This window comes from Sphingobacteriaceae bacterium (assembly GCA_002319075.1).
In the GTDB taxonomy this organism is placed as follows: Bacteria; Bacteroidota; Bacteroidia; order B-17B0; family Aurantibacillaceae; genus Aurantibacillus.
Genome location: NVQB01000001.1, coordinates 1,633,324 through 1,651,669, shown reverse-complemented (window position 1 = coordinate 1,651,669; position 18,346 = coordinate 1,633,324). Strand labels below are relative to the sequence as shown.

Genomic DNA, 18,346 nt, shown 5'->3' with positions numbered 1-18,346 from the left:
TATTTAGAAAATTAACAAGACATCTCACATGAAAAAATTTCTCTCTTCAAAAGTATTTCGTTTTATCTGGTCAGCTGGGTTAGCGGCATTAATCTATTTCATTTGTCCGCCATGTTTTAGCAAAACGACTTTAGTGGTTGTTTTAGCCATTTTATTTTTGCTGGTTAACGCTTCCGACTTTATTGCTAAGGCCCCAATTTTGGCCCATATTCCGAGGGTGCTTGTAGGAGGATTATTTATTTTTTCTGGTTTTATCAAAGCAAACGACCCTCTTGGATTCAGCTATAAATTGAAAGAATATTTCGAAGTTTTCCAGGGCGACACGGGCATGTCTATTTTTGAATCGTTTGCACACATTGCATTACCGCTTGCCATTTTAATTTGCGCCAGTGAAATAGTTTTAGGCGTTATGTTGCTGATTGGATATAAACGTAATTTGACTCTTTGGTTATTATTTGCGCAGATTACCTTTTTTACTTTCCTTACTTTTTATTCGGCCTGTTACAATAAAGTTACGCACTGCGGTTGCTTCGGCGATTTCCTTCCGTTAAAACCATGGGAGAGTTTCTGGAAAGATATCGCACTTATGATTTTAATTACACTTCTATTTGCCGGGAGAGAAAATATTAACCCTATTGGCGCGCCGATGTTAGTGGCTGCAATTTTTGCACTAGGACTCGTTTTCTCTATTGCGTTTCCAATTTACGCTTACAGGAATTTACCACCTTTAGATTTCAGAGCTTATGCCCCGGGTATGAGTATTAAGGAAAACATGAAATTCCCGCCAACCTATTCGCCGGCGGTAATTGAAACCGGATTTATTTACGAGAATACAAAAACAGGAAAAAAGGAGCATTTTGATTTAAAAAATTATCCTTGGGCCGATACTTTAAACTGGAAATGGTTTGCCACAGATAATATCACTGTAAAAGATGCTGTAGATGCCCCTAAAATTACAGACTTCCTGGTAAACAGCATCGATGGTGTTAATATTACCGATTCACTTTTAAATGATAAAAATTACAGTTTCTGGCTCATAGTGCATGAACTTGCTTTAACCGAAGACAATGAGACTTTAATGGCGCAGATCAACGATTTTTATAAGTTAGCCTCGGGCGAAAAATATAAGTTTATAGCTATGACGGCAAGCGGTAATAAAGAAATTGATGAGTTTAAGCATAAACACAACGCACTTTATGACTTTGTAACAGTTGATAATACCGTGTTAAAAACAATGATCCGCAGTAATCCGGGTTTGATGCTTGTTAAAGACGGAGTAGTTATCGCCAACTGGCATTACCATAACTTTCCAGGTTTTAGTGATGTGAAACAAAAGTTGATGAAATAACGGCAGATTTTTTTGTTGACTTTGTTCACGTTCACTATTTAATAACTCCTTTTTTATTAAATTTTCAGGGACTGCATTTCTGCTATTTTAATAGGATGAAATAGTCATGTTTGTTGAAATACAAAACAAAACACTGAACTGGTTATGCCATATCACTTCCGATAGCTATCGGGATCAATAACAGTAATTTAAACATATGAAATCTGCACTCAGTACGCTCCTCCTGTTTTTCCTGTTCATCACAGGTAAAGGGCAGTCAAGTGTTTCCGATTTTATTAAGCTTGCTGATGAAAACGCCGCGCAGAAAAAGTATGCAGATGCGTTAAAAAATTATTCAAAAGCCTTGAGTAGCGATAGTAGCGATGCTACCACCTATTTTAAACGTGGACTTACACACTTCTATTTAAAAAAAGACCGGGAAGCTTTATACGATTACGATAGATCGCTTCAACTTGCTTCTGGGAACTATGAAATATATTACCGCAGAGGTTTGGCAAACTATTATCTGAGAAATTACACTACAGCCCTGGAAGATTTTAATAAATCTATTAGTTTAAAAAATGATCACGCTAACACGTACAGCTTTCGCGGTGCGGTTTTTCACGCTATGGGTAAAGAACAAGAATGTGTGAATGATGAAACTATGGCGCTTTTTTACGATCCACAAAATACATTCGCCTATTATTATAGAGGGGTAGCACGCGCTAAAACAAAAGAATACTGGGGCGCCATTGCCGATTTAACAAGCGCTATTACTTTGAAAGAAACTGCAGATTATTATTATCAGCGCGCTTTGGTACGTTACGATCTGCAGGATTATAAAGGTTCTATTAAAGATGCAGGGCAGGCAATACAAATGAATGCTGACTTTTGGAGTGCTTATTTATTAAGTGGCATGTGTAAAATTGCCGAAGGCGAAGATGCAGCGGCCATTAAAGATTTAAATAAGTCACTTGAATTAAAACCTCTGCAAGGTAAAGCCTTTTTTTACCGGGGTTTGGCAAAGAAGCATAAAGCAGATATTGCGGGGGCCTGCGGCGACTTAAACATGGCCAAAGACCTGGGCTATTCCAAATCTTTGGAAGAACTTGAAAAAATAAATTGCATCGGCAATGCCAGTAATTAAAAAAGCCCCGGATTACGGGGCGTTCTTAATATAAAGCGATTTTTGGTTATACCCGGCCTAATTTCCAAAGCATTACTTCGTGCGACCACAAAGCTCCCACAAAAGTTTTTCGTGATAGATAAGGAACATTAAATTCTTTAGCCGTCTCCTCTACTATCTTAGAAATTTTTGGATAGTGAACGTGCGAAATGGTCGGAAATAAATGGTGTTCCACCTGGTAATTTAAACCACCAACTAACCAGGAAAATAGTGGATCTCCGGTAGCAAAATTCATTGTAGTTCTCATTTGATGCTCAGCCCAGTGATTTTCAAAACTACCTTCATCATTTGGTAGAGGAAATTCAGTCTCCGACACCACGTGTGCAGGCTGAAAAATCATAGCGAGTATCATGCCCGCAACATAATGCAAAATTACAAATCCTAAAAGCCACTGTAAAAAACTGAGTTCCTTAATAAGAAAATAAGGTAAAAGCATGTAAGCGTAATAAACTAGTTTACAGGTAATAAGCAAGGCAAGTTCTACACCGTAAGTAGTGTTGGCTCCTTTTAAAAGGCCTTTCTGATTGTAACGAGCAAGTTGTTTAAAGTCTTTCGTAGTACTCCACATCAAAGTCATCATACCATAAAAGAACCAGGCATATAAAAACTGCAATTTATGAATCCACTTTTTGTCGGAATGCGGCTCAAAACGCATAAATCCCGGAGGAGCGATGTCTTCGTCGTGCTCGTGAACATTTGTATAAGTGTGATGAATAACATTGTGCTGTATTCTCCAGTTTAACGAAAAACCACCTAAAAGGCTGATAGAAATATACCCTAGAATTTTATTGAACTTTGTATTTTTACTGTAGCTGCCATGATTGGCATCGTGCATAACGCATAAGCCAATACCCGCCATCGCAAACCCCATTAAAACGGTTAGCAGAAACCAAACAAATTTACTTTCGAAAACATTAAAAAGAATTAAAAAATAGGGTACAAAATAGGCAGCAAACATAAATACCGTTTTAAGGTACATGTTTATATTTCCATTTTTACTTACTTGATTTTCTTTGAAATACGCGTCAACCCTCTTTTTTAATTCTGTGTAAAACTGTCGGTTAGAGTTGTTAAATCTTAAAATTTTTTGTGTCTGATTACTCATTTGTGTAGTTGGTGATAGTTTTTATGCCGATAGCTGTCGGAGCTTTTTAGCCGAAGGTAAAGATAGTAAAAGCGGGGACATGAGCATTTAATCCCTTTCGATTTTAACAATAAAGTGCTTTATTTCAGCCGTATCCTGGTATTTACGGGATACAAAACTAAGAGTGGTTTGTCCTGCAGAAAGGCTGCTGAAATTCAGGTAAATTCCTTTTTCATTTCCATGCCAAACATCGTTGATATGGGTAACAACTCCCTCGTCGAAAGTCGGACTTAATTGCCATAAATACCCCGTTGTATGATTCTCAGGTAAAATAATACAGAATTCGGAATTTGGTGCAATTACGTTTATTTCGGGAGCTTCTTTTTCTATTTTAGGCAAGCTGCAGCTGCCAAGGAAAAGGCTCACTGAAACTACCACTGAAAAATAAAAACTGAGTTTCATTGCTTAGATAGATAAAAAGCGTTTTCTAAAAAACCATTCTGCAGAAAGAAGTCCAAGTATTAGCCAGAACAACCATTTTAAGTCGATCAAAGAAGAAGTGGAAATTTGCGAGTAGGTAATGGCTTTGATTTTGTCGCTTTTTAATAAGTCATCTTCCAGTTTTTGAAGTTCATTTGGATAAAATAATTTGCCGTTGCTGCGGTTTGCCAGCTGGTAAAGTAATTGATGATTTGCTACCGTATTTATTTTTTCCGAAATAACCTCTTTTACAGCAAATACTCCTTGCTTGACAAAAAGTTCCTTGTTGTTTTTTACAGAGGCTTCATAACGGTATTCGCCCGGGGGAAGAACACCAATATTTAATTTATAAGCGGAAGTTGTTTTACTAAACGTATAATTGAATTTTTTATCTTCTGAATTTGTCAGCACCAGCGTAACATCAGGATCTGTAACAGATTCATAACTTTTATTATACACCTCAGCACCTAGCTCTATTTCTGTATTTTCATTTATAATTTTTGGAGCGCTTACCCTGAAAAAACTTTTATCGCTTTTAACAGAAAGATATTGAACCGATTTACTGATTAATTCGGTAAATAAATTGAAATTTTTATGTTCGGCAAAATCACGAAATTTCCATTTCCATAATCCATCTCCTAAAAAAACGGCACTTTTTAATCCACTTGATTCTGTAAAAAATAAAATAGGATTCTCCGTTTCTATCTGGCCAATACGCTGATTGATCAAATTATTCGAACCATTGCCTATGCTGTAGTTTCCAAAAAAAGTTTTTACAGCGGGTAAATCTTTTGCGAATTTTTTTAAGTCATCGCTAATTGTAAAGAGACCGAACGAATTTTCAATGTAAGGTTCCGAATCATTGTATCTGTTTAAAGAACCGCTGATTTTTAGCCCCGGAAGATTTTCTGGTCCTGCCGGATTAATGATCCAAAAGGGCACGAGGTTATTTTTGCAGTCTGCAATAAGCTGAGCCTGGGCAGCACTGTAACCATGTATAATAACAAGACTGTAGGGCTTAACAGGTTTGGTAAAATCCTGCGTTAAAGCATAGTCCACTTCGTAATTCGTGCCGTCACTAATGGCTTCTTTAATAGCCGCTACATCCGGATGAGGAATTACCGCCAGCAAAAGAATTTTTTCCTTATTATCAATCACTTCTACTACAAATGGCTGACTATTGTTAGCGGTATTTTTTTCGCCATCCAGAATGGAAACCTTCGCAGTATACCTCACAACTCCCACTTTAGAAGCGCTCAGAGTAAAATTGCAGGTACTTAAAAAATTATCAGAAGCGATCTTTAAAGTTTGTTTGGATTTTTCAGTCCCACCTTCCAGCAGACTAACTATTACCTCCTTACCCGCAAATTTCTTAGCATTCACAACCACTTCCACAGGAAAATTATTTCCTGCATACGCCACCTGATTATGGTTTACTTTTTGAATAAGAACATCCTTTATTTCATTAGTGTCGCCCATGGCCACTGTGTAAATAGGATAGCCTAATTTTTCGGCAGAATATACCGGGTTAGAGCCTTTGTTGTAAATGCCGTCGCTAACAACAATTAAAGCCCCGATATTTTGATTGGAATAATTATTTTCAACTTCATTCACCAGGTTTTCAAGATCTGTTTCTTTTTCCGAAAAAGTTGCCTTTTCATCAGAAGTTTGGGCTTTACTGCCGAACAAAACCGTTTTAAGGGTGTGTTTTTCTCCAAGTTTTGATCTGACTTTTTCGAGCTGATTCAAAAAATCTCCTTGTACAAAAGCGCTGTCGGCTGAAGACCTGATCGAACTGGAATTATCTATGGCCAAAAGCACAATCGGATTTTCAGTCTCATTTTGCAGATGCTTAAAAAAAATGTTCAGCAGGAAAAGTAAAATAAAAAAGAAACTTAAAAATCTTAAAGCGGCCATTCCTTTAAGAACAGTTGTGGAAGCCTCGGAATTTTTTTTATTCTTATAATAGAGCAAAAGGCTAATCGCAGCGCTTAAAACCAAGCTCAGTAAAAAAAAATACCAGGGACTATTAATTATAAGTTTAGAGAACAAGATCTTAGGAATTACCGGGGGTTGCTGAAAGATTAAGTTAACATGCCGCCGCAAACATTAATGCATTGGCCGGTTATATAAGCACTCATGTCGCTCGCTAAAAACAAAGTTAGATTGGCAACATCTTCGGCAGATCCACCGCGCTTTAAAGGAATAGAATCACGCCATTGTTGAACAACTTTTTCGTCAAGGGCGCCTGTCATTTCAGTTTCAATAAATCCCGGAGCTATGGCATTACTGCGAATATTGCGTGAACCTAATTCAAGAGCGATCGATTTTGTAAAACCGATAATTCCTGCTTTTGAAGCTGCGTAATTGCTTTGACCTGCATTTCCTTTTACCCCAACTACTGAGCTCATGTTGATAATAGAGCCTTTCTTAGCCTTTAACATTGGTCTTTGCACGGCCTTCACAAGATTAAAAACGGATTTAAGATTGGCGTTCATTACCTCATCCCATTGTTGTTCGCTCATTCTCATTAAAAGTCCATCACGGGTAATACCTGCGTTATTTACTAGAACATCTATAGTGCCAAAATCATTTACAACGGTAGTCACAAGTTCATCTGCGGCCTTAAAATTTCCCGCGTCACTTTTATATCCTTTAGCTTTTATGCCGAAAGCTTCCAATTCCGCTTCAAGCGCTTTGGCCTTTTCATCTGAACTCACATAGGTAAAAGCTACATTAGCTCCATTTTTTGCAAAGGTTAAAGCGATGCCTTTCCCAATTCCTCTTGTTGCGCCTGTAATAAGGGCTACTTTATTTTCTAATAATTGCATAGTTAAATGTGTAAAGATTCAAAGATAAGTTTAATTTTTTGAGGCAGCTTAAATTACAGCCACAAAATTGTTTATGGCTGCGGCAGTTGAATGTTTTCTTGCGCTTATAAAATAGGAGTTACCCGCACGTAAGTATAGAATTAATTAAAAACAGCTTAACTGTTAATGCCTGTATTTTTAGCTAAAAAAATAAAAAATTAACAGACTTTATTTTCGGCACACTATTTGTTAAGGAATTAAAAAATAAGTAGTTTAGTGCGTACTTTAAAAATTACCCCATCAATGAAATCAACTATCAAAAAAACAATTGCTGTCTTTGTGCTTCTTTCAGCATTTTATCAAAAAAGTCATGCCCAATCAAATTATGTAGAGAGTATGACAACCTACATCTTTTCACGAGATTCAGTTAATGGTTTTGACGAACAGGCCGCCTCAGCGGGTGCATTAGCAGGTAATTTCTTTGGAAACGAGTACAAGGTGTTTATGTATAGAGCAAAAAGAACTTATGTAAACCAAAAATATGGTATTCAGTCTATTACGCCTAAAACTTTATTTCAAAATTCGCCTTCAGCCAGACCTATGCCATCCAATGGCGGCGCTTGTAATAATGAAGATTTTGAATTAGTCACTTCCAATCTCGTGGCGCCAGCTGCTGTGCAGGGATGGACTCTTCAGGCTGGTACGAACAGTAATAGCTGTAATCCTCCCCAGCTTACTTCAACACCTGGTCTTTATACAGTTTTTGCAGCCGCAACCACTGATACACGCATCCCAATGACTGTAAGCTCTTATTTCAGTTCTGGATCAAATACTAGCCCTGCCGGGAATTCTTTTATTCGTTTAAATGATGGCGCAGCGGGAGCTAAAGCGGTACGTATGTCAAAATCATTTATTCCTACTCCTTCAAGCGCGTTATTTCAATATGCTTACATTGCCGTAATCGAAGATGGCGGTCATGGATGTTGCGACCAGCCAGGCTTTAATATCAAAGTAACCATTACGAACACCGTAACCGGTACCTCAACCCTTCTCACATGTCCGAATATTTCTATCTCTGTTCCGGGAGCGGGTTGTACTTTTACAATTCCGGCAGGTGGCCCATCATTTAGTGCATGTACTGGTAATCAGGCTGCCGGGTGGAGTTTTTCAAATTGGACAACTTCTGCACTCGATCTAACCCAATATATTAATAGCATGGTGCAAATTGACATTACCGTAGTGGATTGTAATGCTGGTGGTCATGGAGCTTATTTTTACTTCGATTCTAAATGTTCTCCAATGGTTGTTACCGGAAACGGCCAGGCTTTTTCCGCAGGAACAACCAGCGTAACTGTGCCAACTTGCGGTGCTTTGGGAGCTACGATCTGTGCCACACCCGGACTCGGACCCTACTCATGGGCCGGACCAAATGTTCCTGCAAATTACTCGGTGCCCTCGCTTACAAACACCTGTTTTACCGCTACACTTTCTGCCACCTACACGCTTTATATGAATCCTCCAGGTTCCTGCGCTCCGATAGGGCGTGTGGTTCAAGCTACCATTACCCCGGCACCTCTTTTACTGGCTTCCGTCAAGCAGGCTGGTTGTGGAGATTCAACGGCTGTTATTACATTAACACCTTCCGGATCAGCTGCTAATCCCTCGTCCATAACCTGGTCTCCAAATCCACTATCTTTAAATAGTGCCACCACAGTAGGTACCTATACCATACCTGCATCCAACTTTACAAATGTTGTAAGTGTCACAGCCAGCGACCCTTTAGGATGTCTTATTACTCAGACTCTGGGAATACTGTCAGCGGCACCTGTTCCAACATTTAATCTTGTAAATACAACTGGTTCGCCAAGCATAACCTGCGCGGTGCCTACAATTTCGCTCGCTGTTCAAACTAATTACAGTTACGGCACGCTGAATTTTTTCTGGGCAAATAACAGCCAAACCTATACCACTCAGGAAATAGTTGTGACGACCGCAGGAAACTATTCAGTTCTTATAACTGATCCGGCCACGAATTGTAAAAATAATAGTGTGATAAGCATAGGGGTAAATACAATTGCCCCTCTTAGTACCATTTCACCAAATTTTCAAAATATTACCTGTAACACTTCTGCAGTAACTGTTTCGGCCACAGCAAATCCGAGTGTAAATGTTACTATGAAAATTACCAGCCCTTATGGCGGAACAGCAACCGCTACGTCACACACCATGGTGTACTCTCCAGCCTGCGGTATTTATACGCATGTATTGGTAAATGATGTAAATGGTTGCGTTACAACTAAAGAATTTAGTGTGGTATGTAGTCAGGGTTTTCCAACCTTTAATGTAAGCAGCGCGCAAAACTTTACATTGGGTTGCAGTTCAAAAAGCTGTGCGGTAGTAAATATTGTAAACGGAAATACGGATCCTCCGGGAGGACCAGTTACCTATACTTTAATTCCACCATCAAGTACCTCTTCTACTACTCCCTCTGGTGTATTAACTACAGTGAGTGTGTATACAGTTTGTACCCCAGGAACATACACAGTGGTAACAAAGGATAATGCAACTTTTTGTGAAACAAGAATTCCAATATCTATTTTACAAAATACCCAACCGCCTAATATCAGTGCGAGAATTGAGAGAACAATCCTTGATTGCAACAACCCGAAGGTGACTTTATTCGGACAAACAACAACGACTAATAGCGTATCTTATCTCTGGAGTTTTAATGGTACTCCTAATTCGCAACAAGGCGATACCATACAGGTTGTAAACATACCTTCTTCACCTACTACAACCCTGGTAAATACATTTACCTTGGCAATTACAGAAGATAACAATACTTGTAGAAGCACCTCGGTAATACCTATTTATCAAAATTTATTCAAGCCCAATGCTAGCATTTCAAGCGGTGGAACAAGTTCTATTACTTGTAAAACAAATACCATAGTGCTTACAAATCAGAGTACGACCAGTATTCCGCCCGCAACAGGATTTCTTAACAACAAACCTGCAACAGCATCATGGGTAGGGCCGAGTCCGCAGCAGCCTTTGAATAACAGCACAACTTATACTGCTAGCGCTGTAGGAATTTATACAGCTACAATTACCGACCAGAATAATGGATGCCAATCGACAGCTACTCTTGTGATCATAGATAATAAAAATTATCCTGTTCTTGGAACTTCCACCGATTCTATAGTGTTAGATTGCGGTTCTCAGAATATGACTCTTGATCCTGAAGTTGCTGATAAAAAGGATTTGATATACCTCTGGACTACTCCCTCAACTGCATCTATCAATAGTGTTAGTGCTGCTACGTTAACCACAAACAGACCTGGTGAGTATGCCGTTGTAGTTACCAATTCAGTAAACGGTTGTTCAACCAAAAGAAATATGACTTTGATTAATGGAAAATTAACTGCCGATTTCGAATCTGACAAAATAACGGGTTTTGCACCCTTAACAGTAAATTTCACAAATAGTTCGACATCTTCTAATACTTTAACTGGTACCTCCAATATTGCAACAGTTTGGAATTTTGGTAATGGTTCTTCAGCTAGTTATTCTGCTGCCACTGATCAGGTTACATCAGCGCTCTTTAACCAGGCTGGAACTTACACTGTTACATTGTATGCATCTAAAGGTGTATGTCTTGAGTCGAAGCAAAGAGTTATTACGGTGGAAATACCTTCCAAAATGGAGATTCCAAACGTTTTTACTCCTAACAACGACGGTGTAAACGATTTCTTTTTCCTTAAGTCAGCCAACCTCACTAAAATCCACGCTGTTATCATTGACCGTTGGGGTAAAACGGTTTATGAACTAACAAGTGAAACAGGAAACATTAGTTGGGACGGAAAAAACGCAGCTGGAAAAGATGTTGCAGAGGGAACTTATTTTTACATTATTAAAGCTTCTGGATCCGATACACAGGAATTTAACACCAAAGGAACATTAAGTATTTACCGCTAAAATGTTTAGATTTACCTGAAATCCGGCCAAAAATGGCCGGATTTTTTATTTGTTGGGAAATTCTAGCAAGGTATTTGTATATTTGCAAATTGATATAATATAAAAATATGAGAAAACTATTTGCGTTCCTTTTTGTTTGTTTGGCTTTTTATTCAAATGCTCAGATGATCTGTGCGGGTTCTTCGGCAACAATCGTGGCTACATCCACCTTATCAAGTCCAAGTTTTACGCTAAATCCTGGTAACTTTAGCCCTATTACGAATACAAATACAAATGTTCAGTACTTTGTGGTCTCTCCGAACGTAACAACTAATTATACTCTTGTATCTTCAGGAACCAGCACAGGAACTACGGTTGTAACTAATTCAGTAGTAATCCAGGTAACTGTTAACCCTCAACCCATTGTTGCTCCAACCGTTACTCAGGCTAGTTGTACAAATTCGCTTAATACCATTAATATAAATCTGAGTTTTAATCCAGCTAGTCCCGCGCCAGCTTATACTGTTGCATGGCAGCCTATTCCACCAAATTTACTCTCTCCTACACAAACAACGGTGTCTGGCCTTACTCCTGGCCCAGGAACGGTAGCTGTGCTAGCGGCAGGTGGATGTACAACCATGGCAACTTTTACAATACTTCCTCAACCTGCTCCTGCAGTTTTTTCTGTTATCCCTTTCGGTACAACACATTCGATTACCTGTGTAACCAATACTCTTTTAATGTACGGAACGAATGCCGCGCTTAATTACACATGGTCTGGTTCTTCCTTTACTCCTGTTGAAAACGACAGTATATACTTAGATAATACAATGCTCGGAACACTTACTATTCTGGGTCAAAATCCTGTTTCTGGCTGTACTAAAACGTATACGTTCTCTATTGTTCAAAACACTGCAGTTCCTTCATCTATGATGTCTGCATCTTTGTTTAATATTACCTGTACCCAAACTTTAGCGCCGACTCTAACGGTTACGGGTAGTCCGAGTGTTAACGTTACACATCTTATTACAGCTCCCAATAACATTACCTATTCAGCCACTTCCTATACCACTATATACACTCCTGGTGCTCCGGGAACTTACACGTATGTTCTAAGAAATGATGCCAATGGTTGTACTACCACAAAAAATTTTACCGTTAGCAGTAATGACAATTACCCTACATTTAACGTAAATAGCCCTAATAGTTTTACATTAGGCTGTTTTGCAAAAGCCACAGGCTCTATAAATATTATTAATGCACAAACAACTCCTATCCCGGGTGGTTCTGTTTCATACACATTAATTGGCCCTCCTACATCTACTACTATTCCTACTGGCACAGTGCCTTTAAGTACCATAAGCACCTATTCTATGAATGTGCCAGGTACATGGACTGTTATTGTGAAAGATAATTCTAACTATTGTGAAACGAGACAGCAAATTTCTATTTTGCAAAACACAACAGTTCCAAAATATTCAGCCATTGTTCCTACTCAGATTTTAAGTTGTTATACGCCTAGTATAGTCTTAGAGGGTGTTAGTGATACAACAGGAGTGAGCTATAACTGGAGTTTTATTCCAAACGGTGGTGGACCAAACAACGTTAACAGTTACTCGATAGTAGCTCAAACACTTTTACCAGTTACTGCTACCCTTGCTAACATGTATACGCTCACAGTAACGAACGATAACAATACTTGCAAATCAAGTTCAGTTGTTCCTATTTACCAGAATCTCTTCCCACCAACAACATCAATTTCTGCATTAGCGTCAGTTTCGATCACTTGCTTAACTCCCACTATTGTCTTAACCAATCAAAGTAAAACCAGCATTCCTGCAACTACCGGTTTTCCAACCAATAGTTTTGTAACTGCCCAGGAATGGAGAGGTCCATCACCTCAGCAGCCACTGCAGCTGAGCACTACATATACGGCTGGAACTGTAGGTGTTTATACTTTAACTGGTAGGGATTTAAATAATGGATGTATTTCTACGGGAACTTTTACAGTTCTTGATGGTAAGGCTTTTCCAATTATAGCAGTTAACTCACCTACCGTAATAGATTGTGGTGTACAGAGTATTAATTTAACTCCTACTGTTACCAATGGTTCTTCGTTTAGTTATGTATGGACGGCCCCAACTGCTACTTCCATTGTGGGCAGTAACAGTGTAGCAAGTTTCCCGGTTAGATTCCCGGGCATATACACTGTAGCCGTTACTAATACCCTTAATGGATGCAGAGAAACGGCTACTATTTCCGCCGTAAATGGGTCATTAACGGCTGATTTCAGTGCAGATGTTCAAACCGGTTACGCCCCACTTACAATTAATTTTACAAATAATTCTACGTCTAGTACAGGAGCAAGTAGTATCACAAGTTCATGGAATTACGGGAATGCTACTACCAGCGGTAGTACTGCGGCAAACGGAACTTTTGTACCGGGCCCAATTTCATCTACTATCTCTCCTTCTGTTGTTTACACACAGCCCGGAACTTACACGGTAACTATGTACTCTACAAAAGGCGCTTGTCTTGATACTGCTTCTAAAGTTATTAGAGTAGATATCCCTTCAGAATTAACTATTCCAAATATCTTCAGTCCTAACGGTGATGGAGTTAACGATTTGTTCTTTGTTAAAGGAACCAATCTTAGCGAGATCCATATGACCATTTTTGATCGTTGGGGACACGTTGTTTACGATCTAATCAGCAGAACAGGTAACGTTGAATGGGATGGTAAAAATCAGCAAGGTTCAGAGTCTGCAACCGGTGTTTACTTTTACACCGTAAAATCATCAGGTAAAGATGCAGTTGCTTACGATAAAAAAGGAACCATAACTCTTGTTCGATAATTAGAGATTATATTTCGATGAAACCCGGTAATAAATTGCCGGGTTTTTTTGTTTGCCATTTTTCAATTACAAATAAAACCTTACATTTGAAGCACTTATTAATCTACTATGAACATTCACGAATACCAAGGGAAAAGCATCTTAAAAAGTTTTGGAGTTGCTATACAGGAAGGCATTGTAGCTGAAACTCCTGAACAAGCAGTTGAAGCGGCGAAAGAATTAAAAATAAAATATAACAGTGACTGGGTGGTTGTAAAAGCACAAATTCACGCTGGCGGCCGCGGTAAAGGTGGTGGAGTTAAATTGGCAAAGAATCTTGATGAGGTAAAAGAAAAGGCAACCAATATTTTGGGAATGCACTTAATTACTCCTCAAACAAGTGCAACCGGAAAATTAGTAAGCAAAGTGTTGATTACGCAGGATGTTTACTATCCAGGAGCTACTCCTACAAAAGAATTTTACATGAGCGTGTTACTTGACCGTGCAAAGGGGCGTAACACAATTATCTATAGTACAGAAGGTGGAATGGACATTGAGCATGTTGCTGAACACACACCTGAAAAAATCTGGAAGGAAGAAATTGATCCACGTGTTGGATTACAAGGCTTCCAGGCACGTAAGATTGCCTTTAATCTTGGGTTAAGCGGAAACGCATTCAAAGAAATGGTGAAGTTTGTAAGCTCACTTTATAAGGCTTACGAAAGCATTGATGCTTCTCTTTTTGAAATTAACCCTGTTTTAAAAACAAGTGATGACAAAATCATTGCGGTAGACAGTAAAGTATCTTTTGATGATAATGCACTTTTCCGTCATCCTGATTATTCGGCTATGCGTGACGAAACCGAAGAAGATGCTACAGACGTAGAAGCTAGACACGCAGAATTAAATTATGTGAAGCTGGATGGAAACGTAGGCTGTATGGTTAATGGTGCCGGTCTCGCAATGGCTACTATGGATATTATTAAATTAAGTGGTGGCGAGCCTGCTAACTTCTTAGATGTAGGTGGTACAGCAAATGCAGAGCGTGTTGAAAAAGCTTTCCGCATTATTTTAAAAGACAAAAATGTAAAAGCTATTCTTGTAAATATTTTTGGAGGTATTGTACGTTGCGACCGTGTAGCGCAAGGTATTGTTGATGCATACAATAACATGGGCACTATTAATGTTCCTATAATTGTACGTTTGCAAGGTACTAACGCTGAACTGGCTAAGAAATTAATTGACGAATCAGGCTTAAAAGTATACTCAGCTATCGAATTTCATGAAGCTGCTTCCCTGGTAAATAAATTGTTAAAAGCAAACTAAAAATTAATATCTTTAAAAAATGAATAAATCAACCCTATTAGTTCTGTCCGCCTTTACCGCCTTCTCACTCAGCAGCTGCGGCGGTGGAGACAAATCTGAAGACACAGAGACTTCAGTAGATTCTACTAAAACAGAAGAGCCTAAACAAGGTCCTGTTTCTGAGACTTTTTTCCAGGTTCCTTCACCAGGAGAGATGTTAACCTTCATTAAAATGGTAGGTGGAACAACAAAGGATATTTCATTTTTGAATCCTCCTTCCAACGAAAAAAATTATACGGATGCAAAATCAAAAGCTTTAAACTTCGGTATTTACAGCTGCGATTTAAGTTACTGCAGTATTTTTTCGATTGGTTCAGAATCTTTAAAATATTTTAAAACCGTTAAAATGATGGGTGATCAAATCGGTGTATCTACCGCCATTAAGCCTGAAGTTTTAAAACGTTTAGAAAGCAATATCAGCTCTCCTGATTCTTTAGCGGTTATTACAGATGATGTTTATTTTTCATCGTTTGAAGCTTTAGAAGATAGCAAACAAGGTCCTACTTTGGCCCTGGTAGTTGCAGGTGGTTGGTTAGAAAGTATCTATATAGCTATTAACCTCGCAAAATACAAAGCTGACAGCCCTGTAGTAGAACGTCTTGCTGATCAAAAATACACGCTTGAAAATCTGATCGAGTTCTTAAAGAAACACGAATCAGATCCAAATGTAACTGCAGTGAAGCAAGATTTCGAAAGTATTTTAGCTGAATTTAATAAAATAGCTGAACAAGAAGCTAAGCCTTTAAAAGCAAAAGATCCAAAAGCAACTACTCTTACAGGTGGTAAACAACTTGTAATTACAGAAGCGATTTACATCACTATTACTGATAAAATTAAGTCAGTACGTAATTCATACACTTTAACTAAATAATTTTAAGACCATGAAATATTTCTTATCATTAATTTTAACGGCCGCTTTAAGTACAACTGTTTTCTCTCAGACGATTGTTTGCGGACAGTTTCACAGAAAATTCTGCGTCTTTGACGACTCTAAAGGTGGCAACTGGCAATACAACGCACAAAGCAAAAGTGGTTTGTTTAACCAGGGAATGGTTTCCAAATTGCGTTGTGTGATTTACAAAGGGATGGACTACAGAATTTCTGTATGCTGCGAAACTATTCTTGGAGAAAAAGTAAACTACAAGATTTTTGATGGCCGCACCAACGAATTATTATTCGACAACAAAGCAAATGAAGATACTCAGATCTTTGAATTTCAAAGTGTAAGTACGCGTCAACTTGTAATTGAAGTTATGGTGCCACAAGGCGCTACTGAAAAAGATAAGCATAAATCTGCTGATGCTGCTTGCGTGGGTTTGTTGATCGAGCATAAGATCACCGACAAACAAGGATTCTAGTACTTTTGTACCCCATTTATAACCCAACCCTCACAGGTTGGGTTTTTTATTTAATTTTGTTTTCTAAAGATCCTTTACTATGTCGGTTCACAAAGAAGTAAAAAAAGTAACTACCAATACGTTGCTTGAAATGAAAAAGCGCGGCGAAAAAATTGCCATGCTGACAGCTTACGATTTTACAATGGCTAAAATTATTGATAGCGCAGGTATAGATGTGATACTTGTTGGAGATAGCGCCAGTAACGTAATGGCAGGACACGAAACAACCCTGCCGATAACGCTGGATCAAATGATCTACCATGCGAGTAGTGTAGTACGTGCAACAAGCAGATCTTTAGTAATTGTGGATCTTCCTTTTGGATCTTACCAGGCTAATTCAAAAGAAGCTTTAAAATCTGCCATAAAAATAATGAAGGAAAGTGGCGCACATGGTGTGAAACTGGAAGGAGGGAAAGAGGTGAAAGAGAGCATAGAACGCATTCTAACAGCCGGTATTCCGGTAATGGGCCATCTTGGTTTAACACCCCAGAGTATTTATAAATTCGGCACTTACACGGTTAGAGCCAAAGAAGAAGAAGAGGCAGAGCGTTTAATGGAAGATGCAAAATTACTGGAACAATATGGTTGTTTTGCACTGGTACTCGAAAAAATTCCGGCAGCCCTTGCTACAAAAGTTTCACAAAGTATTTCTATTCCTGTAATTGGTATTGGCGCCGGCGGAGGCACGGACGGCCAGGTACTTGTAACACACGATATGTTGGGCATGAATACAGAGTTTAGTCCAAGGTTTTTAAGACGTTATTTAAATCTATATGAGAGCATGAGTGGTGCTTTTAAAAAATACATCGGCGATGTAAAAAGCAAAGACTTTCCGAGTGATAAAGAACAGTACTAAGAAACATTAGATAAAAAAAAAGCTGCCAACTGGCAGCTTTTTTTTTAAGTTGTTATGAAATTAACGAATTCTCATGGTCTCCGCCTGCAACACTTCTTTTGTGTCGGCATCATAAATAAAAGCGACCAAACTTACGTATCTGTCGTCAATACAAAAGGCCTTATAGGGAGGAAACGTAGTTGCGTTATCGGCGCCAAAACACTTATTTAATAGAAAACAACTCGATGTTAAAGAAGCCGTATCATTTATCGCGATAGGACCCGATTTTAATACTTCTCCCTGCGCTCCATTCATTGCGTTGATAGTGATGTGATTAAAATGAAAATTAAGACGAGTCTGAGGTTCATCGGGATCGCGATCATTTGGCGCATTAAGCGGGTTATTATCTTTCTGGCAGGCAACAATACTATCTTGAGATAATACAAAAACTACATTTACATTATGAGCTACAGCTTGTTTAAATGTAGCTTTTACTTTGGCAATTAAATAATGTGATACCAAGTCATAAGTAGTTTCAAGATCAAGACGCGCCACCAATGGTTTATTTAACTCAGTCGAGACTAAAGAGGCCCATTTGCTGTCGGCCTGCGCAAAATTAGGATTTCCTATCCTGTTAACCATTCCCTGAGGAAGTCCCGCACCAGAAACGCCAAAGCCAGTTTTAGGACTATCCCAATCGTTAGAAGCGTCATTCATGAAGTTTTCTTTGAATTTATTTGTTGTATCCGTAGAAATTTTGGCGTAAGTAGTGGTAACATGATGCGCTAACAAAATAACATTCCCGGGGTTTTGTTCCATAAGGGTTTCAGCTACTTTAGCCGCACGTGGGCAGTTTGGACAGTAGTGACCGGTGAAATCTTCCAACAATACCTTACGCTGATCAGGATTTTTATTGGCATTTGTCTTTATTACCTGATTTAGCGGGTCAATACAATCAAAAATTTTTGGGGGACCCTGAACGGGGTGTGAAATTTTATCGCAGGCGGTAATCAGGAAAAGAAACAGGAATGAGATGATTATTTTTTTCATGGAAGAGAGCATTAATGTTTACAC

Annotated in this window: 13 protein-coding genes; 8 read left to right on the top strand and 5 right to left on the bottom strand. The window is 38.7% G+C overall.

Annotation, left to right across the window (positions count from 1 at the left end):
- The first annotated feature begins 28 nt into the window (after window positions 1-28).
- Both CNR22_07345 and CNR22_07340 read left to right on the top strand, forming a co-directional pair.
- On the top strand, window positions 29-1,348 hold the full coding sequence (locus CNR22_07345; GenBank protein PBQ31588.1) for a DoxX family protein: 1,320 nt from the start codon (window positions 29-31) through the stop codon (window positions 1,346-1,348).
- 196 nt (window positions 1,349-1,544) lie between these two features.
- Window positions 1,545-2,474 carry a hypothetical protein gene (locus CNR22_07340; GenBank protein ID PBQ31587.1) on the top strand — a complete coding sequence of 310 codons (930 nt, stop codon included), beginning with the start codon at window positions 1,545-1,547 and terminating at the stop codon, window positions 2,472-2,474.
- A gap of 46 nt (window positions 2,475-2,520) precedes the next feature.
- Here the strand turns inward: CNR22_07340 and CNR22_07335 are convergent, their stop codons facing one another.
- From CNR22_07335 to fabG, 4 genes are all read right to left on the bottom strand, one after another.
- The gene (locus CNR22_07335) at window positions 2,521-3,618 is read right to left on the bottom strand and encodes an acyl-CoA desaturase (GenBank protein ID PBQ31586.1); all 1,098 of its coding nucleotides are present in this window, start codon (window positions 3,616-3,618) and stop codon (window positions 2,521-2,523) included.
- A gap of 87 nt (window positions 3,619-3,705) precedes the next feature.
- Window positions 3,706-4,059, bottom strand: a complete 354-nt coding sequence (locus tag CNR22_07330; protein PBQ31585.1) for a hypothetical protein — start codon at window positions 4,057-4,059, stop codon at window positions 3,706-3,708.
- A 3-nt stretch (window positions 4,060-4,062) separates the two neighbouring features.
- On the bottom strand, window positions 4,063-6,078 hold the full coding sequence (locus tag CNR22_07325) for a hypothetical protein (protein PBQ31584.1): 2,016 nt from the start codon (window positions 6,076-6,078) through the stop codon (window positions 4,063-4,065).
- Window positions 6,079-6,161: 83 nt separating this feature from the next.
- Window positions 6,162-6,908 carry a 3-oxoacyl-[acyl-carrier-protein] reductase gene (gene fabG / locus CNR22_07320; protein PBQ31583.1) on the bottom strand — a complete coding sequence of 249 codons (747 nt, stop codon included), beginning with the start codon at window positions 6,906-6,908 and terminating at the stop codon, window positions 6,162-6,164.
- Window positions 6,909-7,190: 282 nt separating this feature from the next.
- Between fabG and CNR22_07315 the strand changes: the two genes are divergently transcribed.
- The 6 genes from CNR22_07315 to panB all read left to right on the top strand — a co-directional run bounded on the left by CNR22_07315 (window position 7,191) and on the right by panB (window position 17,293).
- Window positions 7,191-10,862, top strand: coding sequence for a hypothetical protein (locus tag CNR22_07315; GenBank protein PBQ31582.1), 3,672 nt, complete (start codon window positions 7,191-7,193; stop codon window positions 10,860-10,862).
- Between the two features lie 107 nt (window positions 10,863-10,969).
- Window positions 10,970-13,696: a hypothetical protein gene (locus CNR22_07310; GenBank protein ID PBQ31581.1), complete on the top strand. Its 2,727-nt coding sequence runs from the start codon at window positions 10,970-10,972 to the stop codon at window positions 13,694-13,696.
- A 108-nt stretch (window positions 13,697-13,804) separates the two neighbouring features.
- Window positions 13,805-15,001: an ADP-forming succinate--CoA ligase subunit beta gene (locus tag CNR22_07305; protein PBQ31580.1), complete on the top strand. Its 1,197-nt coding sequence runs from the start codon at window positions 13,805-13,807 to the stop codon at window positions 14,999-15,001.
- A 19-nt stretch (window positions 15,002-15,020) separates the two neighbouring features.
- Window positions 15,021-15,911 (top strand): hypothetical protein, encoded by an 891-nt coding sequence (locus tag CNR22_07300; GenBank protein PBQ31579.1) that lies wholly within the window; start codon window positions 15,021-15,023, stop codon window positions 15,909-15,911.
- Window positions 15,912-15,921: 10 nt separating this feature from the next.
- Window positions 15,922-16,398 carry a hypothetical protein gene (locus CNR22_07295; protein ID PBQ31578.1) on the top strand — a complete coding sequence of 159 codons (477 nt, stop codon included), beginning with the start codon at window positions 15,922-15,924 and terminating at the stop codon, window positions 16,396-16,398.
- A gap of 79 nt (window positions 16,399-16,477) precedes the next feature.
- Window positions 16,478-17,293: a 3-methyl-2-oxobutanoate hydroxymethyltransferase gene (gene panB / locus CNR22_07290; protein ID PBQ31577.1), complete on the top strand. Its 816-nt coding sequence runs from the start codon at window positions 16,478-16,480 to the stop codon at window positions 17,291-17,293.
- Window positions 17,294-17,353: 60 nt separating this feature from the next.
- Here panB and CNR22_07285 read toward each other — a convergent pair whose 3' ends face one another.
- Entirely contained in the window at window positions 17,354-18,334 is a 981-nt protein-coding gene (locus CNR22_07285; GenBank protein PBQ31576.1) for a hypothetical protein, read from the bottom strand.
- Window positions 18,335-18,346: the final 12 nt, after the last annotated feature.